Below are 24,235 nucleotides of genomic sequence, written 5' to 3'. Positions count from 1 at the left end.
TTATTAAACCAAAATACCATTTTATGGCAAACCAATCGTATGATGCAATTGTAGTTGGATCAGGAATCAGTGGCGGATGGGCCGCCAAAGAACTAACTGAGAGAGGACTTAAAGTCCTACTTTTGGAGAGAGGCCCCAATGTAGAGCACGTAAAGGACTATAAGACAGCAACTCTTCCCCCTTGGGAAGTACCACATAGAGGACGAAGAACTCAGGAGATGTTGGAAAATCACCCTAACCTGAGAAGAGATTATGTATTGAATGAATTGAACCTCGACTGGTGGGCCCATGAAAGTGAGTCCCCTTACATAGAGGAAAAGCCTTTCACTTGGTTTAGAGGCTACCAGGTAGGTGGACGTTCACTTCTTTGGGGAAGACAGTCCTACCGATGGGCCAACATTGACTTCGAGGCAAATGCAAAAGAAGGCATCGCTGTAGATTGGCCGATCCGATACAATGATATAGCCCCATGGTACAGCTACGTAGAAAAATTCATCGGGGTATCTGGCTCAAAGGACGGATTGGAAATTCTTCCTGACGGGGAATTTATGCCGCCAATGCCGATGAACTGTGTGGAAAAAGATGCCGCTGAGAGAATCAAGGCGCATTACAAAGGAGCAAGAACCTGGACAATTGGCCGACCAGCCAACATCACCCAACCTCTACCAGGTCGTCCAGGTTGTCAGTATAGAAACAAATGTTCTCTAGGCTGTCCATTTGGGGGATATTTCAGTACTCAAGCTTCAACCCTCCCTGCTGCGGTTGCAACAGGAAACCTGACTTTGAGACCTTGGTCTATCGTTCGCCGATTGATCTATGACAAAGACACGCAAAAAGCAAATGGTGTGGAAGTACTTGATGCCGAAACCAACCAGACTGTAGAGTACAATGCAAAAATCATTTTCCTTTGTGCCTCTGCTTTCAATTCCACAGCTATCCTGATGCGAACTGCAACAGATATTTGGCCAGGAGGACTGGGATCAAGTTCAGGAGAACTTGGACACAACGTAATGGATCACCACTTCCGCCTTGGTGCCAGCGGTACCATGGAAGGCTATGAGGACAAATATTATTTTGGCAGAAGACCAACCGGCTTATATATCCCAAGATTCAGAAATCTAAACGGTGAAAAACGAGATTACTTGAGAGGCTTTGGATACCAGGGAGGAGCTAGCCGTAGTGGCTGGGGCCGAGATGTTGCCGAATTGAATTTCGGTGCACCTATGAAAGACGCTTTGACTCAGCCAGGTCCGTGGAGTGCTGGATTTACAGCCTTTGGTGAAATTCTTCCATACCACGAAAACCATATCAGATTAAGTGATACGGTGAAAGACAAATGGGGAATGGAGGCACTAGTAATGAATGCCGAGATCAAGGAAAATGAGCTGAATATGCGAAAGGACATGATGGCGGATGCAGCAGAAATGCTGGAGGTAGCCGGGTTCAAAAATATTCGCACTTATGATAACGGATACACCTTCGGGCAAGGAATCCACGAAATGGGTACTGCACGTATGGGAAGAGACCCCAAAACCTCTGTCCTCAATGGAAACAACCAGGTTTGGGATGCGAAAAACGTATTTGTAACAGATGGAGCCTGTATGACTTCTGCAGCGGCTCAAAACCCTTCGCTTACCTACATGGCACTGACGGCAAGGGCAGCGGCTTTTGCCGTAGAAGAACTCAAAAAGCAAAACCTCTAATCGAACAAGAATATGACAATGAATAGAAGAGACGCACTAAAAAGCGTCATACTCATGATGGGAGGCACAATGGTAGGTGCTACGGCAATCCTTACTGGCTGTGCTCCAGAACAACAGATTGAGGGACTGAACTTCAGCCCGGAAGACATTGCTTTCATGGATGAACTGGGGGATACCATTATCCCTGAAACTAACACACCGGGAGCCAAAGCAACTGGAATTGGTTCCTTTATGGTGATGATGGTGAAGGATACTTACGATGCGAATCAGCAAAAGGCTTTTGTGGACGGATTGAATATGATCAGAAAAGAATTCAAGGCTTCGAACGGAAAGGATTTCATGGAAGCCAATCCAGAAGATCGCCTAGCGTATTTGAACGGTCTTTATGAGCAATACAAATCCAGCGAAGCCAGAGAACCCCAAGTGATCAATATGCTCAGAGACTTAACTGTATTGGGATACTTTACTTCAGAGATTGGGGCTACTCAAGCCCTGAACTATGTGGAAGTTCCCGGTAGGTTTGACCCCTGCATTGATTTCAAGGAAGGAGACAGAGCCTACGCTATTTAATCAAACTTCAACTTTAATAAACAGCCTGCCTCTAAATAAGGCAGGCTTTTTCACACATGAACAAACCAAGAAGAAAATTCATCCAAATGGGAGCCCTTCTGGGGGCCGGAGCAGCCTTTATGCCACTGCAGTTTTGCAGTCCTGCCAAAAAAGAAGGAGATGAAGAATTGATCACAGATCCTGAATCAGTAGCCTCCACCCTTTCCGCATTTGGAATCCAGCTGTATTCCGTAAAAGAAAATATGGCTGAGGATGCAGCAGGTACTATGCGTGCACTTGCCGGTTATGGATACCGACAATTTGAGGGTTTTGACGGAGGTAAAGGAATCCTATGGGGAATGCAGCCGACAGAATTCAAATCCTTGATGGGAGAAATCGGAGTAGAAATGGTTTCTACCCATACCAATGTCTTTGAAAACCTGGAAGGCCAGGCTGAGCAAGCCGCTGAAGTTGGCATGAAATATTTGATTTGTCCTTGGATCGGAGCTCAAAAGTCTCTTGACGATTACAAAGAAATGGCGGATAAATTCAATACTATTGGAGAAACCCTCAAAGGCTACGGATTAAAATTTGCCTACCACAACCATGACTACACTTTCGTTACCCAAGAAGGTGCTGTCCCACAGGACATTCTGATGGAAAATACGGATCCATCATTAGTAGATTTCGAAATGGACATTTACTGGGTGCATGTTGCCGGTGTGGATCCTGCTGCTTATTTGGCCAAGTATCCAGGAAGATTCAAATTTTGTCATCTCAAAGATGCTGAATCCGGAACGGGAAATCCTCATGACCGGGGAGTGCTCTTAGGTGCTGGCGAAATCCCTTACGCAAAACTGATCAAAGAATCTCAGGGATTGGGAATGGAATACTTTATAGTAGAACAGGAGCGATTTGTAGGCACCAATCCCATGGAGGCTGCAGAAAAAAATGCCGCCTATCTTAAAGAGCTCGCGATCTGATCATGAAATAACCCCTTTGGTTTCCTCAGACTTTCTGAACACCAATAAGAACATGACAATGATTAAAATAATCAGCAAGGCCACCTCAAACTGAGCCCAAATCTGGGATCGGTTAATGAGGACCTTGGCTTTGCTGATTAATTTTTCACCCTCTTCCAACTGGATTTTACTTAGACCATCCAAATCCTGTCTTGCCTGACTGATTTTTTGATCATACAGTTTGACCTGATCCAAATTGACTCCATTCGAATCAGAAAACAATAAATCGTAACTCTTGATATTCAGGTCATTGACAATGATTTCCTTGAAATCACCTAAGTATGCATCCTCCTGATCAGTCAGCTTGGTCTTTTCAAATTCCTCAACAATACCCAAAATCCCCTTTTCATGATCTTCTATTTCATTGATCACTCTGGAGTAATCATAGCCAATATCGCAATGATCAATCAGTTTTTGGATTAAAAACAGCTTTTCGGAAATTTCAAAAATATAACCTTCCACTACCAAACGGTCATTGTAAACCTCGGTAAAAGTGGAACTGATACTGCGAAATGATTGGCGCTCAATCAGGTTTTTGGCATAAATCAACAGCAACAATATACTGATGATGGCCAAAGCTCTAAATTTCCTTCTCTTTACAGTAGAATCAGACATGATAGTAACACAAACGATGATTGATTTATATAATAATGAAAAGCTTATTACTTCCCAAAAATATCATGAAACTTAGTCTTTAATCGGTTTCCTGTCAAAGACTCTGACATAGTCAATTTCCATACGCTGTGGCCAGATGTCTGGATTTACTCCTTTTTGCCCTCCCCAGTTTCCACCAACCGCAATATTCAGAATCAAATGAAACGGCTGGTCAAAAGGCCACTCTTTATAATCACCTCCTGTATTCTCAAAGGTGAAATAGATTTCTCCATCCATCAAAAAATCAATCTTCTCTTTTGTCCAATCAATCCCATATACATGGAACTCCTGATTAAAATCCGGAACCTGGATCTGTTTACCCTTTTGTGTCCCTATCGAATGATTGAAGGCTTCCGTATGAACAGTACCATGAACCACACCGGGGTCATACCCCACATGCTCCATGATATCGATTTCTCCATTTTTGGGCCAACCACCATGCCTATTTTCTTCTGGCAACATCCAGATTGCCGGCCAAGTACCTATCCCCTCTGGCAACTTTGCCTTTACCTCAATGTATCCATACTGCCAAGAAGCAATTCCACGGGTTAGTATTCTAGCGGAGGTATATCCTTTCGTCTTTGATTCATCTTTTCTTGCCTCAATGATCAAATGCCCGTTTTCAACTCTGGAATTTTCCAAAGAGGCTTTCACATACAACTGAAGTTCATTGTTTCCCCAGCCATGATCCCCGACATCGTAGGTCCATTTATATTGATCCGGCAATCCGTCAACAGAAAATTCATCCGACCATAGCAGCTTTGCCTGAGAAAAGCCCTGTTCGGAGATCAGAAGTAGAGAAAGGAGAACAAATGGAATTACTGTTTTTTTCATTGCTGTTAGATTCTTGCGGAAAATACAAAAACTAAAAGGATTTTGGAGGGTTTGTAAATCAGAAGGAGAAATGCTCCTCATTAGAGCCTTTGGTACCAACGCATTATTTGTATTTTAGCAACGTCTAAAAACCCAAATATAAATGGCTTACTATCACAGATTGGGAAGCATACCTCCCAAGCGTCACACACAGTTTCGGCAACCGGACGGCAGTCTATACAAAGAGGAATTGGTCAGTTCCAAAGGTTTTTCGGGGATTTACAGTAATCTATACCATATCTACAATCCCAACGAGGTGAAATCCATCGGCACGCCAAAACCTTACAGTTGGAAGATTGCTGAGGAACACGGCCTCAACCAAACTCACCTCAAAACTTCCGGAGTGGACACCACTGGTGAAGATTATCTCAGTGCAAGACGTATCCTGATGATGAACAATGATGTCATGATGGGCATCTGTTCACCAAAAAACAGGAAGATGGATTACTATTTTAAAAACGCGGATGGAGATGAACTGATCTATGTGCACGATGGAGAAGGAGTTCTGTATTCCCAATTTGGAAAACTGGAAGTCAGAAAAGGGGATTATATCGTCATCCCAAGAACCACCATTTATAGATTTGAATTCAAAGAAGAAGGTCCCCTCCGCTTATTGATCATCGAGTCTCACGGACCCATTGAAACTGTAAAGCGGTACAGAAATGAAGTCGGTCAGCTTTTGGAGCACTCTCCTTATTGCGAGCGGGACATTAGGCCCCCTCATGAACTTCATATTGAAAAAGAGAAGGGGGACTATCTTGTTCAAATCAAAAAGCAGGGAATGTTGCATCAGTATTCTTATGCCCATAGCCCTTTGGACATAGTGGGCTGGGACGGATACCTGTATCCCTATGCGCTATCTATTTATGATTTTGAACCCATTACAGGAAGAATCCATCAACCGCCTCCTGTCCACCAAACCTTCCAGGCATGGGGCTTTGTGATCTGTTCCTTTGTCCCAAGGTTGTTTGACTATCATCCTCTGGCTATCCCTGCTCCTTACAATCACAGCAACATCGATTCCGATGAAGTCTTGTACTATGCAGAGGGGGAATTCATGAGCAGAAAAGGAATTGACAGGGGATCATTTACGATCCACATGGGTGGTCTTCCCCATGGTCCCCATCCGGGAACTGTAGAAAAATCCATCGGTGCGAAATCCACAGAGGAATATGCAGTTATGCTGGACACCTTCCGTCCTCTTCAAATCACAACCGATGCTTTGGAATTTGTAGATCCAAATTATCCGATGAGTTGGACAGAATAAAAAAATAGGCTGGTTTGAAACCAGCCTATTTTGCTTTAAAGACGAGTGACATTGTCTTTCCTGATATAGGCTATTTTATTTTTCCACTCTATCTCGTACCAGAGGTCTTTTGAGGACTTGATTTTCACCCGGTGACCTGGTTCCACCTGGTCCACCATAGCTCCTCCTGCGGTAGGCTTGCTCACAATAAATGTGGGGCTGTTTGTTATCAAAGCAGTCCGTGGAGCATTTAGGAAATTATTGGTCATAAAAAGGAGTACCATCCACAATACCGTTGGCCAGTAATGGATACTTTTTTCTTCTTTTCTACTGGTCCACCAAATAGAGAAAATTGAGATCAGCAGAAAAGCCGCCATGGCTCCCACTATCCATTCCTTAAACTCTACCAAAAACAGCACAAAACGCCGGGCATCACTCACCTCGTAGCCATAAAGATTATTCTGCCCGGTAAGATTCTTAATTTTTGTCAGGGTCTGAGGATTGGGATTCAAATCATAGTATTTACTCAGGTACAAAGTTGCCTGTTCTTTATCCCCGATTCCTTCCGCGATAAAGGCCATTTTGAGCAACATTGAAGGCGAGTAAAGCCCCAACTGGTAGTTTAATGAATAAATTTCCATTGCCTCTTGATAACTCCTTTGCTCAAACAAAGAATCTGCTTTGTAAAGCTCATTTACATCAGCCTGACAATGAATACTTTGCAAAACAAAGAAAGAAAATATCAAAAGTTTTGTGAGAAAGATTGATTTGGGGTTTGGCATTTATAAATCAGTGTCATAAATTTGCAGTCCAATTACGGCAATGATCTGACAAAAAGCAAGGTCAGGGAGTCAATTTGAAAAGTAAAAAATCGGGGTTTGGGTGTTAAAAAATCCAAACTTTAAATAATGATTCCGTAGCTCAGCTGGTAGAGCATAACACTTTTAATGTTAGGGTCCTGGGTTCGAGCCCCAGCGGGATCACATTGATTTAACTTGCAAGGAGTTAAAAAAGTATTTAAAAATTTCGGGGTGTAGCGTAGCCCGGTATCGCGCCACATTTGGGATGTGGAGGTCGTAGGTTCGAATCCTGCCACCCCGACTTTAATTATCCAGGTCCTGTAGCTCAACTGGATAGAGCAACTGCCTTCTAAGCAGTAGGTTTCAGGTTCGAGTCCTGACAGGATCACTTTATTAATCAAGCGGAATTACGTTCCGCTTTTTGTTTGATTCCGTAGCTCAGCTGGTAGAGCATAACACTTTTAATGTTAGGGTCCTGGGTTCGAGCCCCAGCGGGATCACAAAAGCAGGTCAACAGGCCTGCTTTTTGCGTTTCCAGCCTTTTTGCTAAAAGAGCAATTCAAGTCCTCAAATATCCCTTGTGAATCAGCATAATATTTCTGATTCTTAGGACATGAAACAGTCACTTACCCTCCTTTATTATATATTCTTGATCACTTCCTGCGCAGCCCCTATTGATCAGGAACATTTTTTAGACCCTGGAATATCTATCCAGTTGACAGACTTTAGAAAGGGACAAATCTCAGACATCCATTATCAATTGGACTTTTCTATTCCCTCCTCAAAAACAGAACCCATCCCAGCGAACTTACTTTTGGAAGCCAAAATCTCAAACACCAAAGCCCCGCTGATTCTTGACTTCAATGAAAAATCAGAAAACCTGCTTTCCCTACTGGTAAATGGAAAGCCCGTTGAAATCCAACATGAAAATGAACATCTGATTATCCCTGAGGAACATCTTCAAAAAGGAAAGAATTCTATAGAAATCAGCTTTGTGGCTGGAGATCTTTCCCTCAACAGAAACGACGATTTTCTTTACACACTACTTGTACCAGACCGGGCAAGCACGCTTTTCCCATGTTTTGACCAGCCTGATTTGAAAGCCAATTATACCCTGAGCATCACTGCTCCCAATGACTGGAAAGTATTGGCAGGAGGCCCTTTGATCAACAAGAAGGAAGTAAATGGAAACACTACGCATCATTTCGGAAAGTCGGACTTGATGAGTACTTACCTGTTTTCATTTGTTGCCGGAAAATTCGAAACAGCCAGTTCCAGTGGAGACTTCCCCCAAACACTCCTTTATAGAGAAACCAATCCGGAAAAAATCGAAGCGAGTATTCCTGAACTATTCAAACTCCACCAGCAGTCAGTGGACTATCTGGAAACTTACACTGGGTACAAATTTCCTTTCCAGAAGCTCGATTTTGCAACCATCCCGATTTTCCAATATGGAGGAATGGAGCATGTAGGTGCAATCCAATACCGGGAATCCTCTCTTTTCCAAGATCAGAATGCTACAGATTCGGAATTACTGAGCAGGGCAAAACTCATCGGCCATGAAACTGCTCATATGTGGTTTGGTGATTTGGTGACCATGCAATGGTTCAATGATGTATGGATGAAGGAAGTCTTCGCCAATTTTATGGCAGGCAAAATCGTCAACCCCAACTACCCCACCATCAATCACGAACTGCTCTTTTTGACAGCCCATTATCCTGCCGCCTACTCAGAAGACAGAACCGCAGGCAGCAATCCGATTCGGCAATACCTCTCCAATCTCAAAAATGCGGGTTCCCTTTACGGTAGAATCATATACGACAAAGCTCCTATTATGATGCGTCAATTGGAAACGGTCATGGGCGAAAAACCTTTCCAAAAAGGAATTCAGGAATACATTAAAACCTTTGCCAATGGCAATGCAAATTGGAATGACCTTGTAGAAATTTTGGACAAAGAAACTCCTGTCGACCTTCAACAATGGAGCAATGTATGGGTAAACCAATCAGGAAGACCAATTCTTTCCGAAAAGTTGGAACTCACTCCAGAAGGCAAAATATCCTCCTTAACCATCTCCCAAACAGCCGAGGATGGCAGCGAGAAAATCTGGCCCCAACTTTTCGACATCACCTTGATCTATCCGGAAGAGATCAAAACCTTTTCACTGAACATGCAGGGCAAAACCCTGGAGGTGGAAGATTTACAGGGACTTGACAAGCCTATCGCCATACTCTACAATAGCAACGGACTCGGCTATGGGGTCTTTCCTATCAGCACTGATTTTATATTTCAAATCCCTAATCTGGATGATGAAGTCATGCGAGCCCATTCTTACATCAATTTGTTTGAAAACACCCTATCTGGGAATATCTCTCCACTAGAGACTACTGGAGTAATCAGAAAAGGAATTAGCGCTGAATCCAATGAAATCATTATTCGTCTCCTTTCCTCTGAGCTAAATTCCCTTTTCTGGAAATACCTCTCAGAAGAAAACCGAAACCTGATCCTTCCTGAATTGGAAGAAGAAGTATGGCAATTGCTAAATCAGGACTTGCCTGCCAATGTAAAAAAGTCTCTGTTCTCTCTATACTCAGACATCGCCTATAATGAATCCGGTCAGGAAAGACTTTACAGGATATGGAGTAAAAAACTTGAAATCCCAAACCTTAAACTCAATCCGGATAATTTCACCAACATAGCGATGACCCTCGCACTGTACAAGCATCCGAATTCAGAAGAAATCCTTTCAGAGGAACGAACCCGAATCACCAATCCTGACAAGCTCAACAGATTTGACTTTTTACGCCCTGCCCTTTCAAAAAAACCTGAAGAAAGAGATACACTCTTCCTGTCTTTCCAAGACCCGGTCAATCGGGAAAAAGAATCCTGGGTTTTGGCAGCATGTGGTTTTATCCATCATCCACTCAATCATAAAACTAGTGTAAAGCACGTGCGTCTTGCCCTTGAATTGATGGAGGAGATCCAGAGGACAGGGGACATATTTTTTCCCAAAGGATGGATTTCAAATACAGCCGGGCTTCATACAAGCCCTGAAGCTGCGGAGACCGTGAAGGAATTTCTGGAAGCTAATCCGGATTACAATCCAGTCCTAAAAAGTAAAATCCTTCAGGCTACAGATGACCTGATAAGGGTGCAAAAACTGGCTTCTAAGTAGAAAGTTCCTCATTAAAAATTCAAAGGATCCAAATGCTTGAAGTGACCGTTTAGTTTTATCTTTTCCTTGGCCTCTTCTACAGCTTTGATCACCGGAATCATACGCTTGAAATGGTGTACCAAGTACTCCATACGCTCACTTTCCTTATCCATCTGGTGAAGCTCGGATTCCTCTTCCAACTTGAGACCTAGCTTATGGGCATAAGTGAAGGAATTGACAGTATCAGGATTCACCTTTCCGGGGTAGTTCAGTAAATAGAGCATTTCCTTTAGATAAAAAATAAACTCCCTGTTTAAGGCATCGCTAACCACCGGGTCATTTTGGAGAAATTGGACCTCCCCTCCTGCATAAAGTTTACCTGAAGTGGGATTATCAAATGACTTTAATTTAAATACCCTGACACCTTTTGTTTTGATGTCAAGTCGGCCGTCGTCATACCTTTTCTCCACCTTGACCAACCTGACCTCCGTTCCATATCCAGTAAGTTGATCTATATAAGTACAGATACCAAAGCTGATCCTATGCTTTTCCACATCTGAAAGCAACTCCCTATACCGTGGTTCAAAAATATGAAGGTTAAGATCCTCCTCAGGAAAGACCACAAGTTTCAATGGGAAAAGCGGAAGAAACATATACGCACACTTTAGGGAAATTAAATCTAAAAAATAGTGGGCTTGCCTTTTTCAAAAAGCAAGAAAAAAGCCCCGAATTTATCGGGGCTTTAGCTTATTTCTTAGCGATGTAGGTAAGCAGGTCTACCACTTTGTTGGAGTAACCCCACTCGTTGTCATACCAGGAAACCACTTTCACGAACGTATCGGAAAGTTGGATACCAGCTTCAGCATCGAAGATTGAGGTTCTTGCGTCACCGATGAAATCATTGGAAACAACAGCATCTTCAGTGTAGCCCAGGATCCCCTTCATGGAAGTCTCGGAAGCTTCCTTCATTTTTGCACAGATATCAGCATATTTAGCTGGCTTTTTCAATCTTACTGTCAAATCCACTACAGACACATCCGGAGTAGGAACACGGAAAGACATACCAGTCAGTTTTCCATTCAACTCAGGAATAACTTTACCCACAGCTTTTGCGGCACCAGTTGAGGAAGGGATAATGTTTTGACCGGCTCCACGTCCACCTCTCCAGTCTTTTGCAGAAGGACCGTCAACCGTCTTCTGAGTGGCGGTGGTAGCATGAACAGTAGTCATCAACCCCTCTTCAATACCCCAGTTGTCATTCAACACCTTAGCAATAGGTGCCAAACAGTTGGTAGTACAAGAAGCATTGGAAACGAATACCATGTCTTCAGTATAAGTATCCTCGTTAACTCCCATTACGAACATTGGAGTATCGTCTTTGGAAGGAGCGGACATGATTACCTTCTTGGCACCAGCATCGATATGGCCTTGAGCGCCTTCCTTAGTCAGGAAAATACCAGTTGATTCGATTACATAATCCGCACCAACTGCTCCCCAATTCAGGTTTGCAGGACTCTTCTCAGCTGTAACTCGGATTGAGTTTCCATTTACCACCAAATTCCCGTCTTTTACTTCAACAGTTCCCTTGAACTGTCCATGAGTGGAGTCATATTTCAACATGTAGGCCATGTAGTCAACGTCGATCAAATCGTTGATTGCCACTACCTGAATATCTTCTCTTTCCTGTGCAACACGGAAAGCCAAACGTCCGATTCTTCCGAATCCGTTAATTCCAACTTTAATCTTGCTCATAATTATTTTGATTATTTATAGGTTTGATTCCAAAACCACCTCGGTAGTGCCCATACGGCATAAAATCTCTGAGGGATGGCTAAGTTATTACAATTTTTCGGCTAGCCCAAACACTTGGAGGGCCCGAAAGTAAAGAGTTACGGTTATCTCAAATTCAAACGATTTCGGAAAATGAAAAATTTTGAAAAATTTTGGATCACCATGGAATTGCTTTACCATTTCTTTACTTTCAGCAAATAAATAACTTGATTTTTATGTTTATCAATGCCATTCAAGAGGTAGCTGGATACACACGTGCCATTCATTCCATCTCCAGGAATTTTGGAAGCCATCAGATTCAAAGAGGTTCTGCGACCCTGTTTTTCGTCAATAAGGAAGGCTGGGCTTTGACCTGCAAACACGTCGCACAATGGCTCAGTCAGGCCGAACAGATCAATAAGAGGTATGCCAGTTTTCTATCACAAAGCCACTCTCTGGGAAATGCCCAAAGATCCGAGCTTGCAAAAAAACTGGGACTCAGATCCGATGCCACTTCTGAAATGCGACTCACCTTTGTGGACTGCGTGGACCAAATCAGCAAACTGAATTTTATCCTCCACCCGGATTATGACCTGGCATTGATCAAATTCGAAGGATTCAGTCAAATCCAAATTAGCCAAACGCCAAAATTTCTCCAGGACGACAGCATGGCCCAACCCGGAGCCATGCTTTGCCGCTTGGGCTTTCCTTTTCCGGAATTTTCTAATTTCCGATTGGACCAAAACAGTCAATCTCTAGTTTGGACCAAGGAAGGAGCTGCCAGATCCCCCAGGTTTCCGATAGAAGGGATGTTAACCCGCTTTTTAGGAGACAATAAAGGGCAGATTTATGGGATGGAACTAAGTACCCCTGGTCTTAGGGGGCAGAGTGGTGGGCCACTTTTTGACTCTGAGGGAAAAATATGGGGAATGCAAACTAGAACCAAGCACTTACACCTTGGATTCGACATTGAAGAAAAAGAAATAGTCTCCCACGGTAAATCCAAAAAGATCAATGACTATGCATTCATCCATTTGGGAGAATGCATCCATGTATCCATCATTAAAAAGTTTCTTCGGGACCACCAAATCAGTTTTGAGGAGTCTTAAAAAAGAAAAAGCCGGATTTTTTAATCCGGCTTTATGATTTAGGCCAACTGAGCTAAAAGCTCATTAAATGTTGGGCTTGGCCTCATGGCATTGGAAGTTTTGGCTTCATCAGGTCTGTAATATCCTCCGATGTCAACCGGCTTGCCCTGAGAACCATTCAGTTCGGCTTCGATTTTATCTGCATTTTCGGAGAGGGCTTTTGCCAAAGGAGCAAATTTTGCCTGCAATCCAGCATCTTTGCTCTGTGCAGCCAAGGCTTCTGCCCAGTACATGGCCAGGTAGAAATGACTTCCTCTGTTGTCCAGTTTGCCAACTACCCTGGCAGGAGACTTGTCATTTTCAAGCCATTTTCCGGTAGCTTGGTCCAAAGTTTCTGCCAGCAATAAAGCCGTGTCATTATGGAAGGTTTGTCCCAAATGCTCCAAGGAAACTGCCAGTGCGAGAAACTCACCCAATGAATCCCATCTCAGATGTCCTTCATCCACAAATTGCTCGACGTGCTTAGGTGCTGAACCTCCGGCTCCTGTTTCAAACAGACCGCCTCCATTCATCAAAGGAACAATAGAAAGCATTTTGGCACTGGTGCCCAATTCCAAAATCGGGAATAGATCTGTCAGGTAATCTCTCAAAACGTTACCTGTCACAGAAATTGTATCCAGTCCTTCCTTGATTCTTGCAAGGGAGAAATTAGTTGCCTCGATTGGAGACATGATATGGATCTCCAAACCGGTCGTATCATGCTCAGGAAGATATTTATTGACCTTCTTGATCAACTCGGCATCATGTGCTCGCTGTGAGTCCAACCAGAATACCGCAGGAGTATTGGAAAGCCTGGATCTGGTAACGGCAAGCTTCACCCAATCCTGAATTGGGGCGTCTTTAGTCTGGCACATTCTCCAGATATCACCCGCCTCCACTTCATGAGAGATCAATACCGTTCCATTTTCATCTTTCACATTGACAGTTCCGGTAAAAGGAATTTCGAAGGTCTTATCGTGAGAACCATATTCTTCTGCCTTTTGAGCCATCAAGCCCACATTAGGGACACTTCCCATAGTGGAAGGATCAAAGGCGCCATGCTTCTTGCAGAAATCAATAGTGGCCTGATAAACTCCGGCATAGCTTCTGTCAGGAATCACTGCCTTGGTATCTTGAAGTTTCCCGGCTTTGTTCCACATTTTACCTGAACTTCTGATCATCGCAGGCATGGACGCATCGATAATAACGTCACTAGGAACATGAAGATTGGTAATTCCCTTATCGGAATTAACCATTGCTACATCTGGACTTTCCGCATAGCAAGCATCAATATCAGCTAGGATTTCAGCCTTTTTATCAGCAGAAAGCTTATCTAGATTGGCTAATAGATCACCAAAACCATTGTTGACGTCCACACCAATTTCATCGAAAGTAGCTTGATACTTGGCAAAAACAGGCTCAAAAAACACCTTTACTGCATGCCCAAAAATGATAGGGTCTGAAACCTTCATCATGGTAGCTTTCATATGCAGAGAGAACAAAACTCCTTGTTCCTTCGCATCAGCGATGGCTTTCTTCAGGAAGAATTTCAAAGCAGAAACACTCAAAACAGAAGCGTCAATCACTTCACCATCGAGCAACTTCAGTCCGGACTTCAACACCTCATTTTTTCCATCTTTCCCTTCCAGTTCAATGGAAATAGTGCTGGCTTGGGACATGGTATGGGATTTTTCACTTCCATAGAAGTCTCCCTCAGTCATACTGTCCACATGGGATTTGGATTCTGCGGTCCAAGCGCCCATGGAATGAGGATGCTTTCGAGCATAGGCTTTGACTGCCAAAGGAGCTCTTCTATCAGAGTTTCCTTCTCTTAATACCGGGTTCACGGCAGAGCCCTTGATTTTATCGTATTTGGCTTTAATATTTTTTTCTTCCTCAGATTTAGGCTCTTCTGGATAGTCCGGAAGGGCATAGCCTTTGGACTGAAGCTCCTTGATTGCAGCTTTCAACTGAGGAACAGAAGCTGAAATATTCGGAAGTTTCACAATATTGGCTTCCGGAGTTTTTGCAATTTCTCCCAATTCAGCCAAAGCATCTGCAATCTGCTGTTCCGGCTTAAGGAACTCAGGAAAATTAGCTATGATTCTCCCAGAAAGGGAAATATCTCTGGTTTCAACTTTGACATCAGCAGAACTGGTAAATGCCTGCACGATCGGAAGAAGGGAATAGGTTGCCAGTGCAGGTGCCTCGTCCGTCAGTGTGTAGAGGATTTTGGGTGTTTGATTACTCATGATGTTTAATAGTATCTGAAGCGTAAAATAGCCCGGCTTCCTCCATGCTCCGGAAAAACAGAATGCTGTCTTTGGGGGGCTATTCTTTGTTAGAAAAAAAGAAAAAGCAGGGACTGAAAATTCCGCGGCTAAAATACGGAAAATATCCTTGTTTCAAATTCCGACTATAAAATGAGAGCCCGTTTTGACTGGGCTAAAATCATTGAATCAAGAAGGAATCCGAATCCATCCATGCGGGAAATTTATCCCGGTAGGCCAATAATTCCTCTCCGTCTAATTCCACCATAAAAATACCCTCCTTTTCTCCCGACTCAACCAATTGCCGTCCTTTAAAATCGTAGGCGGCAGAATGGCCATTGTAAGCAATGGAATTCCCATCAGTACCTACCCGGTTTACCCCAATGGAATAAGATAGGTTTTCAATAGCCCTAGCCGGCAAAAGCGCATCCCATGCAGCACCCCTTGCTGCGGGCCAGGAGGCAACATAAAAAATCAAATCATAGGCAAGTTCTTCTCCTTTCAGCCTATTTCGGGACCAGACCGGGAATCTTAAATCGTAACAGATTTGTGGGCAGATTTTCCAGCCTTTCAGTTCGAAAACGGGAACTTCTCCTCCAGAAGAATAAACCTTCTCTTCATCAGCCATTCGGAAGAGGTGTCTTTTGTCGTAGTGATGAACCTTCCCATCCGGAGCCACCCAAAGCAGGCGGTTAAAAAACTTCCCTCCTTCAGAAATAATCACACTTCCTGTTATGACCGCACCTGTCTGAACAGCCAATTGCCTCATCCATTTGGTCACGGTGAAATTCATGGGTTCAGCCAATTCGCGAGCATCCATGCTGAAGCCCGTCGGGAACATTTCGGGCAGGATGATAAGGTCAGGCTTTTCCGTAATCTCCCAGATTTTTTCCTCCAACATAGCCAAATTGGCAACCTTGTCCTTCCAGAAAAGGTCCGTTTGCACTAGGGCTATTTTCAATGGGGAAAGATTCCTCATTTGAGCGGATAGATCATTCTGTAATCTGTGGATACTTTTCCTTTGCTGACATCAATCAACTTGGATTGAAGAAGTCTTTTCTTTAATCCTTTTAGGTAATCCACAAAAAGAATCCCCTCAAGGTGGTCGTATTCATGCTGAATTACGCGAGCTGTCATCCCGGAAAACTCTTCTTCTTTCAGATTCCAGTTTTCGTCGTAATACTCAATGGTTAATTTTTCGGGACGGATGATCTCTGCCCTTACGTCAGGAATGCTCAAGCAACCCTCCTCAAAACCGTAATTATCTCCGTATTCATCCAAAATAATCGGATTGATAAAGGCACGTCGAATCCCTTTTTCCTCATCATCCTCATCCAGCATCAGACTACTGTCAATTACAAAAAGTCGAACCCCCTGATTGATCTGAGGGGCGGCCAAACCAACTCCATTGGCATGATCCATTGTGGAGAACATGTCCTGAATCAAGGCGTTCAGGTCGGTTCCTTCTTTAATATCTTCCGCTTCTTTTTTGAGAATCGGGTTTCCGTATGCGACGATAGGGTAAATCATTGTCTTTCCAAATAGGATTGTAAGATTATGGTGGCACTGACCTTATCCAGGTTTCCGGATTTTTCTCTCCGGTCTTTCTTTTTACTCCCCATGGCAATCATGGACTGCATGGCCATTTTGGAAGTAAAGCGTTCATCCACCAATTCAATTTTTTTGTCAGGAAAAGCCTTTTCCAGCTTCTCTTTCATTGCCAACACTCTGGGCGTCATTTCATTGTCCTGCCCATTGAGCCGTATCGGAAGCCCGAGCACTAAAGTCTCAACTTCTTCCTTGCTGCAATAAGCCTTCAGGTACTCCAACAGCTTGGGGGTCTCAATAGTTTCCAAGGGATTGGCGAGGATTTTCAACGGATCGGTAACAGCCAAGCCCGTTCTTTTTGTTCCAAGATCAATTGCTAAAATTCTGGGCATCAGTTTATCCTGATTTTACTTCGGATTTTTCTCAAGGCTTCCTTTTCCAGTTCTATAGCTTTTGGAAAAAGCAATTCGTCCTCAATCTGAGCATGGGTAATGAGCTCTTTTTCGAAATTCTGAAGCTCATGGTAGAGTACTTTCATCGCCAAAGGAGCCTCCTTTGAAAGAGAATAATTGGAGGTCAGTTTTCGGATTCCCTCCATTTCATCATCATGGATCTCGTGGGCATCGGCCAAAAGATGTACCGGGTCACGTTCAAGGATCTTCAATGCATCATGTACCGCAAAATGTCCCTCCTCAATATCCTGCAATAACTCAATTCGCTTAAAAAGCCTGCTCTCCTCTTCGTGAATGTGATGGATAAAATCTTCGACAAAAAGTGGAAACATAATCCTCAAGTCGGCCATCAAGGATGCATATTCTGGCTCAGGATTTATCCCGGAAATTAAATTGGAAAGAAAAGGAAGTTCCTGTCGAACAAAGTAATAATGCTTCTTTTTCAAGTAAGCAACCAAAAGTTCAATGGGATTGAGATAGAGTTCCTCGGCAGAAGGTTCTTTTCTATCAGCCCAAGATTCCAACTCGGCAATTAATTGATTTGGGTTGACCTTGTGTTTTCTGCAAACCTCCTCGAGGGACTCGGTAGGATATTGATAAAAGCTGATACCAAAATAATGTAATACAGCGGCGAAGACGTAGTTTTCGGAAACAATATCCCCTACTAACACTTTATTCCTTTTGTCTCCGTTCTGCATTCGACAAAAATAATTTTTTTTAACAGAAATTCGGGGATTTTATCTGACCTTTATATGTTCCCCTCGTATAAACTTACGCCAAGTTTATCAGAACAAGCTTTTAAACGCGACCGATCCTAGGTAGCTTATCAGGAGAAATTGAACACAGAATAAGAACACCGTGAGCGAGACTAAAAACACGAAAGCCCAAATCCGGCTCCCAATCATACTTGCCCTAGCCATTTCAGCTGGAATTTGGATAGGCGCCACCTTTGCCGAGCCCAAAAGCAATCAAAATGATCTTAGAGCTGCTCTATACAAGATCCAGGAGATCATGACTTACATCAACCGGGATTATGTAGACAGTGTGGACACCAATGAACTGGTTGAGTTTGGCATTACCAAAATGCTGGAAAATCTGGACCCTCACTCTTCCTATATTCCTGCAAGGGATGCTTCCCTTGTTCAGTCCCAGCTGGACGGAGAATTTGACGGGATCGGAGTGGAATTTGGGATCATCAGGGACACCATTTACGTAGTAGCTCCCCTGACAGGAGGTCCATCTGAGGCTTTGGGTATCCAATCCGGCGATCAGATCATCAAAGTAGACGGGAAAACAGTTGCCGGCACTGGAATTACCAATAGGGATGTATTTGAACTTTTACGAGGTCCAAAAGGATCCAAAGTTTTGGTTGACATCAAGAGAAAAAACCAAAGCGAATTGATCAATTATGAAATCATCCGGGACAAAATCCCTCAATACAGCATCAATGCCTCTTACATGGTCAACAATGAAATCGGCTATGTGAAAATCACCCGGTTTGCGGCTACTACATATGAGGAATTTAAGGAGGCTGTCATGGACCTGAAATCGCAAGGCATGACGAAGCTGATCATTGACCTTCAGGGTAACCCGGGAGGCTATATGGGAGCTGCCATTAATATTGCGGACGAAATCCTTGGTGACCGCTCCTTAATTGTCTCACAAGAAGGAAAGGTAGAACAGTATAGTCAAAAGGCATTTGCCTTTAGACCTGGCATGTTTGAAGAAGGGTCTGTGATCGTGCTGGTCAATGAAGGCTCGGCGTCCGCCTCTGAAATTTTGGCGGGAGCTATCCAGGACAATGACCGGGGACTGATCGTAGGAAGAAGATCCTTTGGAAAGGGACTGGTTCAGATGCCTATCGACCTTTCTGATGGAGCAGAACTCCGACTTACGATTGCCCGCTATTACACCCCTTCCGGGAGATCCATTCAAAAGCCCTATGACTCCAACTTCGAAGCCTATGAAAGAGACTGGATGGAACGATACGAGCACGGAGAGTTCTTCTCCGCAGACAGCATCAAGTTTAATGACAGTTTGAAATACGAAACTAAAAAAGGAAGGGTCGTATACGGTGGCGGAGGAATCATGCCAGACTACTTCGTTCCATTGGATACTACCTTTAGTTCCGCCTATGTCAATCGTCTGTTCAACTCAGATTCATCCAGAGAATTCATCCTTGATTATTCAAATAAGAACAAGGATAAATTCACAGGTATCAGCTTGGAGGATTATTACAAGAATTTTGAAGTTTCTGACGAAATGCTTCAAGAGCTGATCAAAATCGGTGAGAAAAATAAAGTAGCTTATGATGACACCGATTTCAAAAAGTCGAAATCCTATCTCAAAAAACTGGTAAAAGCTCACTTGGGAAGGCAACTCTATGATGACGATGCATTTTACATGGTCATCAACGACATCAACGAAGTGTATTTGCAAGCCCTCAAATTATTTGATGAAGCAGATCGCATTGCCATGGCTACGGACCTACATGGAACCGAATAAAAATTAAAAAGCATACCTTAGATAAAAAGGGTAACCTGATCAAGGTTACCCTTTTTATTTTGTGCAATCCTACCCAATTAAAGTCAAAAGCTAGGGAGATAAAATCAAGTCCAAAAACTGATGAAAACCATCAAAATCAATCACCTTGCCATCCATGTTTCCGACCTAAACCGAAGCATGGACTTTTATGGAGGAGTCCTAGGCCTACAGGAAATCGAAGAACCTTTTCACGATGGATTGCATACCTGGTATGAAATCGGGGATGGCATCTCTTTGCATCTTATTGAAGAATTGGAGCTTAAAGTTCCTGCTGACAAATCCAAGACTAATCACCTCTGCTTTAGCCTGAAAGATCTGGATGCTTTCATCCAAAAGCTCCGCAAAATCAACCACCTCTATGGAAATTGGGAAGGTGAATTGGGAAAAATCAACTTTCGAAGTGACGGAATCCGCCAAATTTTCTTTCAAGATCCAGATGGGTATTGGTTAGAAGCCAATGACGATTTCTAAAAAAAACCCGGATTAAAAAACCCGGGCTTCATAGATAAATCAATTGTCATAAATTGGCTGAGGCCAATTATCGTTTCCTAGATTGATATCCGGAAGAATCTTATCTGGGTCAATGACCACCGCCTTCACTTTTTTGTTGGTTCTGATTAGATGATTCCAATTATCACCTCTTTGCCATATTTCTACAGGCAGCATCTGACGTTCTTTCGAGCCGTCTTCATACTCAATTTCCAACAAAACCGGCATAGGGATATCGCCTTTATTACTCAAAATGACGAGGTAATTTCCACCATAAGGAACAACAGCGTTGACAGCAAGGTCAATATTACCATTCCCGTAAAACCAACCTTTCCAGAACCAAGACAAGTTTTCCCCAGAGACATTTTCCATATGATTGAAAAAGTCAGAAGGCTGAGGATGTTTGTAAGCCCAGGTTTTGATATAGGATTTGAAAGCATTATCAAACCGCTCCGGTCCTAAAATATATTCCCGAAGCATAATCAACCCAATTCCGGGCTTCATATATGCTACCATTCCCAAATTGGACAAATTGGTCACATCCGGGTAATTATCTATTCCTTCCCGGTTTTCATTGAGAAAGTAATTGTTGAATCTCCTAGTTTGGTTCAAGGTGGAGCCATACTCTCCATTATTAAAAGCAAGCGAGCTGTAATGGTTGATGAAGGTATTGAAGCCTTCATCCATCCAAGCATATCTGCGCTCATTATTACCAACAATCATAGGGAACCAGTTGTGTCCAAATTCATGGTCTGTCACACCCCAAAGACCCGCCCCTGTGGATTTATAGCTACAAAAATTCAAACCGGGATATTCCATTCCTCCAATGTCAGCTGCCACGTTGGTAGCCGTTTCATAAGGAAATTCATACCACATTTGGGAATAATGCTCAATGGATGCTTTGCTATATTCTGTAGAGCGACTCCAGGCGGCCTGCCCATCGGACTCTTTTGGATAAACCGACTGAGCCAGACTCTTTTTGCCGCTTGGGAGATCGATCTTTGCTGCGTCCCAAATGAATGTATTGGAAGAAGCAAAGGCCACATCCCTTGAATTTTGGATTTGAAAATGCCAGGTGATAAAACCATCCTGCTTGGGTCGGGTCAACTCAGTATTTTTGATTTCCTCAGGAGAAACCAAATATACCGTTTCATCACTTTCCATGGCTTTAGCATAGCGAGCCTGAAGCTCTTTGCTCAATACTTCCTTAGGATTCATCAATTTTCCGGAACCTACCACAATATGATCGTATGGAGCAGTGATTTTGTAATCAAAATTTCCATATTCTAGATAAAACTCCCCTGCGCCCAGGTAAGGTTCTACATTCCAGCCTTCGATATCATCGAAAACAGCCATTTTTGGGTACCATTGTGCCAAAGCATAAATCCAACCGTCTTCCACTTCCAATCTTCCCATCCTATCCATTCCTTTTACTGGGATATTAAAAGAAAAGCCCATTGAAATGGTTGCCTTTCCTCCTTTAGCCGGAAGTGGTTCCGAGAACCAAACCTGCATTCGGGTGTCCGTTATCAAATGTTTGGAAGAAACGCTTCCCTTTGGTCCAACTTTCGCCTGAAGGGAGGAAAGCTCATAGCCTCCATCTGTATCCCCATTGTATCTGTTTCCTTGTACGGGTGTGGTCAAAGTACCACGGGAATCTGGAGTGAATCGATTTTGCTCCAATTGAAGCCAAACAAAATCCAACTGTTCGGGACTGTTGTTGGTATATGTGATCACCACTTTCCCGGTCAGCGTATGCTTTTCATCATCCAAAGTAGCTTCAATCTGGTAGTCCGCGGAATTCTGCCAGTAATTTTCACTGGGTTTACCTGAGGCAGTTCGGGTAAAAGTACCCTTTCTATCCATAAACTCCCCGAAATCCTTTTGATTGTTGTCTAAACCCTGCTGGGCATGACTACTTTCTACTCCAGAAATTAAAAAGCCGGATAAAAGCAAGCCTGTTAAAATTATCCTTCTCATACTTATTTTTTTTATTTGTTAAAAATAAGCAAGCCCAACTGCTCGCCAATCTACTTCTTATTATTTAAAGGGAGTTTAACGATTTTTTAGAAAAACAAACAGTTTGAATTTGGATTAATAATGATTCAACTTTGAACTACCATTACGCATTCATCCATGAAAAAAACAATCCTATTTATCTTTGCTGGGTTTTTCTCTTTGAAAGGCTTTGCCCAAAATGACACCACCAGTCAAAATCTGGAGGAAATATTGATTCAGGAAAATAGAATTCAACTTCCATTTTCGAAGCAAAGCAAAAACATTTCCCTCATTACAAAACCCCAACTGGAAACCACCCCAGCAAGAAGCCTACAGGAAGTTCTTAGTTTCGTACCAGGGGTAGATGTCCGGCAAAGGGGCGTAACCGGAGTTCAGGCAGATATAGGCATCCGTGGTGGATCCTTTGAACAAACCCTGATGCTCCTAAATGGGATCAAATTGAGTGATCCACAAACTGGCCACCACATGATGAACATTCCTGTGCCACTAGTAAACATAGAACGAGTGGAAGTTCTCAAAGGCCCCGGTTCAAGAATTTTCGGGCAAAATGCCTATGCAGGAGCCGTAAATATCATTACAGAGCTGAACGCTCAAAAAAGCCTTCGCATGCAGGGTTATGCCGGAGATTTTGGAATGAAAGGAGTCAATTTCGCAGGTTCCTTACCAACAGGAAACTACAAACAGAATCTATCAGTCTCACATGACCAATCAAATGGTCATTGGTACAACTCCGATTATAAAGTGACCAACCTCTTTTACGAAAGTGGATTGGACTTGAACGAATCCAATTCATTAAGAGGAATGATCGCTTATACGGATCGGGCTTTCGGAGCCAATGGATTTTATACCAGTGCTTTTCCAGATCAATGGGAAAGCATCCAAACAACCTTGGCATCTTTAAGCCATTCACTGAACCTGCAAGGGTTTCAACTGAAAACCAGGGGATATTGGAGAAAGAATGACGATGAGTTTCTTTTAAAAAGAAATGAACCGGAGTTTTTCCAAAACAATCACAGCACAAATGTATTTGCATTGGAAACCAATGGAAGTTTTGAATCCAAATTGGGAACCACTGGGTTTGGACTGGAGACCCGAAAAGAAAAAATAGAAAGCAGCAATCTCGGAAACCGGGAGAGAAACTTGAGCGGCATCTTTTTGGAACAGTTGGTCAACCTTGGTGAAAGTTTTGATGTGAGGGCAGGCTTGTATTCCAATTATTATACTGAATATGGCTGGAAGCACTTCCCCGGTGCGGAAGTTGGTTTTCAGGCTACAGAAAACCTGAGATTCTACTCAGGATACGGGATCAGCTATAGAATCCCTACTTACACAGATTTGTATTATGTGGGACCGACAAATATTGGCAATGATCAACTGGTTCCAGAACAAGCAGAAACCTATGAGATAGGTGCAAAATGGAACAAATCCGGGCTTACTGCCGAATTGGTTTATTTCAACAGAAGTACAGATAACCTGATTGAGTGGACAAGAAGCAGTACAGAAAACCCTTGGCAGCCACAAAACTTCAACCAAGTAACCTTTGACGGAATTGAAGCTGCTTTAGGCTATAGAGTCAATCCCAGCGGAGAGCTTTTCCAGATCAAGGAACTGATACTCTCCTATAACTATATCCATGCAAATCTGATCCAGCAAGCAGGGACCGAAACCCGTTATGCTTTAACTGCATTGAAAAACCAGCTAATCGCTGGAATACTGACAGGAATCGGTCCAAAATTGGAATGGAACACAAAAATCAGAAATATAGAACGAATGAATCAGGATCCTTATTTCCTGTTGGATATGCGTTTGGATTACAACAGAATAGGAAGGGTAGGCTTCTTTGCGGAAGCATCTAATATCACCAATACAGACTATATCGAGGCCGGGACAGTACAAATGCCCGGAAGATGGTTTAGAGCTGGATTCATGCTGAACCTGGATTAATCAAAATGGGGCTTGGAGCCCCATTTATTTTTTACTCAAAGCAAACCCTTGCCTGAGGATCAGTCACCCAA

General features: G+C 43.1%; 20 protein-coding genes and 4 tRNA genes. 13 read left to right on the top strand and 11 right to left on the bottom strand.

All coding sequences use genetic code 11. The features are described from left to right. The first annotated feature begins 23 nt into the window (after positions 1 to 23). From P2G54_RS03885 to P2G54_RS03875, 3 genes are read left to right on the top strand one after another with little or no spacing between them, the layout of a single operon-like run. Positions 24 to 1,703 carry a GMC family oxidoreductase gene (locus P2G54_RS03885; RefSeq protein WP_275868357.1) on the top strand — a complete coding sequence of 560 codons (1,680 nt, stop codon included), beginning with the start codon at positions 24 to 26 and terminating at the stop codon, positions 1,701 to 1,703. A 12-nt stretch (positions 1,704 to 1,715) separates the two neighbouring features. Then, on the top strand, positions 1,716 to 2,273 hold the full coding sequence (locus P2G54_RS03880; protein ID WP_275868355.1) for a gluconate 2-dehydrogenase subunit 3 family protein: 558 nt from the start codon (positions 1,716 to 1,718) through the stop codon (positions 2,271 to 2,273). Between the two features lie 56 nt (positions 2,274 to 2,329). Further along, on the top strand, positions 2,330 to 3,235 hold the full coding sequence (locus tag P2G54_RS03875; RefSeq protein ID WP_275868353.1) for a TIM barrel protein: 906 nt from the start codon (positions 2,330 to 2,332) through the stop codon (positions 3,233 to 3,235). Here P2G54_RS03875 and P2G54_RS03870 read toward each other — a convergent pair whose 3' ends face one another. Then, positions 3,236 to 3,889: an MCP four helix bundle domain-containing protein gene (locus tag P2G54_RS03870; protein ID WP_275868351.1), complete on the bottom strand. Its 654-nt coding sequence runs from the start codon at positions 3,887 to 3,889 to the stop codon at positions 3,236 to 3,238. Positions 3,890 to 3,961: 72 nt separating this feature from the next. Then, a complete protein-coding gene (locus P2G54_RS03865) occupies positions 3,962 to 4,762 on the bottom strand; it encodes a glycoside hydrolase family 16 protein (protein WP_275868349.1) in 801 nt (266 codons plus the stop codon). A 142-nt stretch (positions 4,763 to 4,904) separates the two neighbouring features. Here P2G54_RS03865 and P2G54_RS03860 point away from each other — a divergent pair, with 142 nt between their 5' ends. Beyond that, positions 4,905 to 6,068: a homogentisate 1,2-dioxygenase gene (locus tag P2G54_RS03860; RefSeq protein ID WP_275868347.1), complete on the top strand. Its 1,164-nt coding sequence runs from the start codon at positions 4,905 to 4,907 to the stop codon at positions 6,066 to 6,068. A gap of 35 nt (positions 6,069 to 6,103) precedes the next feature. Here the strand turns inward: P2G54_RS03860 and P2G54_RS03855 are convergent, their stop codons facing one another. Beyond that, on the bottom strand, positions 6,104 to 6,688 hold the full coding sequence (locus tag P2G54_RS03855; RefSeq protein ID WP_275868345.1) for an SH3 domain-containing protein: 585 nt from the start codon (positions 6,686 to 6,688) through the stop codon (positions 6,104 to 6,106). 269 nt (positions 6,689 to 6,957) lie between these two features. Between P2G54_RS03855 and P2G54_RS03850 the strand changes: the two genes are divergently transcribed. From P2G54_RS03850 to P2G54_RS03830, 5 genes are all read left to right on the top strand, one after another. Continuing rightward, positions 6,958 to 7,030: transfer RNA gene (locus tag P2G54_RS03850), tRNA-Lys, on the top strand. A 44-nt stretch (positions 7,031 to 7,074) separates the two neighbouring features. Next, positions 7,075 to 7,148, top strand: a tRNA-Pro gene (locus P2G54_RS03845). A 13-nt stretch (positions 7,149 to 7,161) separates the two neighbouring features. Beyond that, positions 7,162 to 7,235 (top strand) — tRNA-Arg (locus tag P2G54_RS03840). Positions 7,236 to 7,274: 39 nt separating this feature from the next. Beyond that, positions 7,275 to 7,347: transfer RNA gene (locus P2G54_RS03835), tRNA-Lys, on the top strand. A 113-nt stretch (positions 7,348 to 7,460) separates the two neighbouring features. Continuing rightward, positions 7,461 to 10,022, top strand: coding sequence for a M1 family aminopeptidase (locus P2G54_RS03830; RefSeq protein ID WP_275868342.1), 2,562 nt, complete (start codon positions 7,461 to 7,463; stop codon positions 10,020 to 10,022). Positions 10,023 to 10,033: 11 nt separating this feature from the next. Here P2G54_RS03830 and P2G54_RS03825 read toward each other — a convergent pair whose 3' ends face one another. Both P2G54_RS03825 and gap read right to left on the bottom strand, forming a co-directional pair. Further along, entirely contained in the window at positions 10,034 to 10,654 is a 621-nt protein-coding gene (locus P2G54_RS03825) for an LON peptidase substrate-binding domain-containing protein (RefSeq protein WP_275868340.1), read from the bottom strand. A 94-nt stretch (positions 10,655 to 10,748) separates the two neighbouring features. Beyond that, complete coding sequence (gap, locus tag P2G54_RS03820; RefSeq protein ID WP_275868337.1) at positions 10,749 to 11,753, bottom strand: type I glyceraldehyde-3-phosphate dehydrogenase; 1,005 nt, start codon at positions 11,751 to 11,753, stop codon at positions 10,749 to 10,751. A gap of 254 nt (positions 11,754 to 12,007) precedes the next feature. Between gap and P2G54_RS03815 the strand changes: the two genes are divergently transcribed. Beyond that, positions 12,008 to 12,880 (top strand): trypsin-like peptidase domain-containing protein, encoded by an 873-nt coding sequence (locus P2G54_RS03815; protein WP_275868335.1) that lies wholly within the window; start codon positions 12,008 to 12,010, stop codon positions 12,878 to 12,880. Positions 12,881 to 12,918: 38 nt separating this feature from the next. Here the strand turns inward: P2G54_RS03815 and P2G54_RS03810 are convergent, their stop codons facing one another. The 5 genes from P2G54_RS03810 to P2G54_RS03790 form a co-directional block, all read right to left on the bottom strand. Continuing rightward, positions 12,919 to 15,150: an NADP-dependent isocitrate dehydrogenase gene (locus tag P2G54_RS03810; protein WP_275868333.1), complete on the bottom strand. Its 2,232-nt coding sequence runs from the start codon at positions 15,148 to 15,150 to the stop codon at positions 12,919 to 12,921. A 199-nt stretch (positions 15,151 to 15,349) separates the two neighbouring features. Next, the gene (locus P2G54_RS03805; RefSeq protein ID WP_275868331.1) at positions 15,350 to 16,147 is read right to left on the bottom strand and encodes an amidohydrolase; all 798 of its coding nucleotides are present in this window, start codon (positions 16,145 to 16,147) and stop codon (positions 15,350 to 15,352) included. Then, positions 16,144 to 16,698 (bottom strand): peptide deformylase, encoded by a 555-nt coding sequence (def, locus tag P2G54_RS03800; protein ID WP_275868329.1) that lies wholly within the window; start codon positions 16,696 to 16,698, stop codon positions 16,144 to 16,146. The genes P2G54_RS03805 and def overlap by 4 nt, the downstream gene beginning before the upstream one ends. Further along, positions 16,695 to 17,108 (bottom strand): Holliday junction resolvase RuvX, encoded by a 414-nt coding sequence (gene ruvX, locus P2G54_RS03795; RefSeq protein ID WP_275868327.1) that lies wholly within the window; start codon positions 17,106 to 17,108, stop codon positions 16,695 to 16,697. Before ruvX ends, def begins: the two co-directional genes overlap by 4 nt. Beyond that, a complete protein-coding gene (locus tag P2G54_RS03790) occupies positions 17,108 to 17,866 on the bottom strand; it encodes a hemerythrin HHE cation-binding protein (protein ID WP_275868325.1) in 759 nt (252 codons plus the stop codon). Before P2G54_RS03790 ends, ruvX begins: the two co-directional genes overlap by 1 nt. A gap of 160 nt (positions 17,867 to 18,026) precedes the next feature. Between P2G54_RS03790 and P2G54_RS03785 the strand changes: the two genes are divergently transcribed. Both P2G54_RS03785 and P2G54_RS03780 read left to right on the top strand, forming a co-directional pair. Continuing rightward, the gene (locus P2G54_RS03785) at positions 18,027 to 19,673 is read left to right on the top strand and encodes a S41 family peptidase (protein ID WP_275868323.1); all 1,647 of its coding nucleotides are present in this window, start codon (positions 18,027 to 18,029) and stop codon (positions 19,671 to 19,673) included. A gap of 120 nt (positions 19,674 to 19,793) precedes the next feature. Further along, on the top strand, positions 19,794 to 20,183 hold the full coding sequence (locus P2G54_RS03780; protein ID WP_275868321.1) for a VOC family protein: 390 nt from the start codon (positions 19,794 to 19,796) through the stop codon (positions 20,181 to 20,183). A gap of 39 nt (positions 20,184 to 20,222) precedes the next feature. On the opposite strand, the gene P2G54_RS03775 is transcribed toward P2G54_RS03780, so the two are convergent. Further along, the gene (locus P2G54_RS03775; protein ID WP_275868319.1) at positions 20,223 to 22,181 is read right to left on the bottom strand and encodes a M1 family metallopeptidase; all 1,959 of its coding nucleotides are present in this window, start codon (positions 22,179 to 22,181) and stop codon (positions 20,223 to 20,225) included. Between the two features lie 156 nt (positions 22,182 to 22,337). On the opposite strand from P2G54_RS03775, the gene P2G54_RS03770 reads away from it, so the two are divergent. Further along, the gene (locus P2G54_RS03770) at positions 22,338 to 24,164 is read left to right on the top strand and encodes a TonB-dependent receptor (RefSeq protein ID WP_275868317.1); all 1,827 of its coding nucleotides are present in this window, start codon (positions 22,338 to 22,340) and stop codon (positions 24,162 to 24,164) included. The last annotated feature ends 71 nt before the right edge of the window (positions 24,165 to 24,235 follow it).

It is taken from the genome of Algoriphagus sp. CAU 1675 (assembly GCF_029222925.1).
Taxonomy (GTDB): domain Bacteria; phylum Bacteroidota; class Bacteroidia; order Cytophagales; family Cyclobacteriaceae; genus Algoriphagus.
The sequence above is the reverse complement of the archived record's forward strand: the minus strand, read 5'-3'. Positions and strand labels throughout refer to the sequence as shown.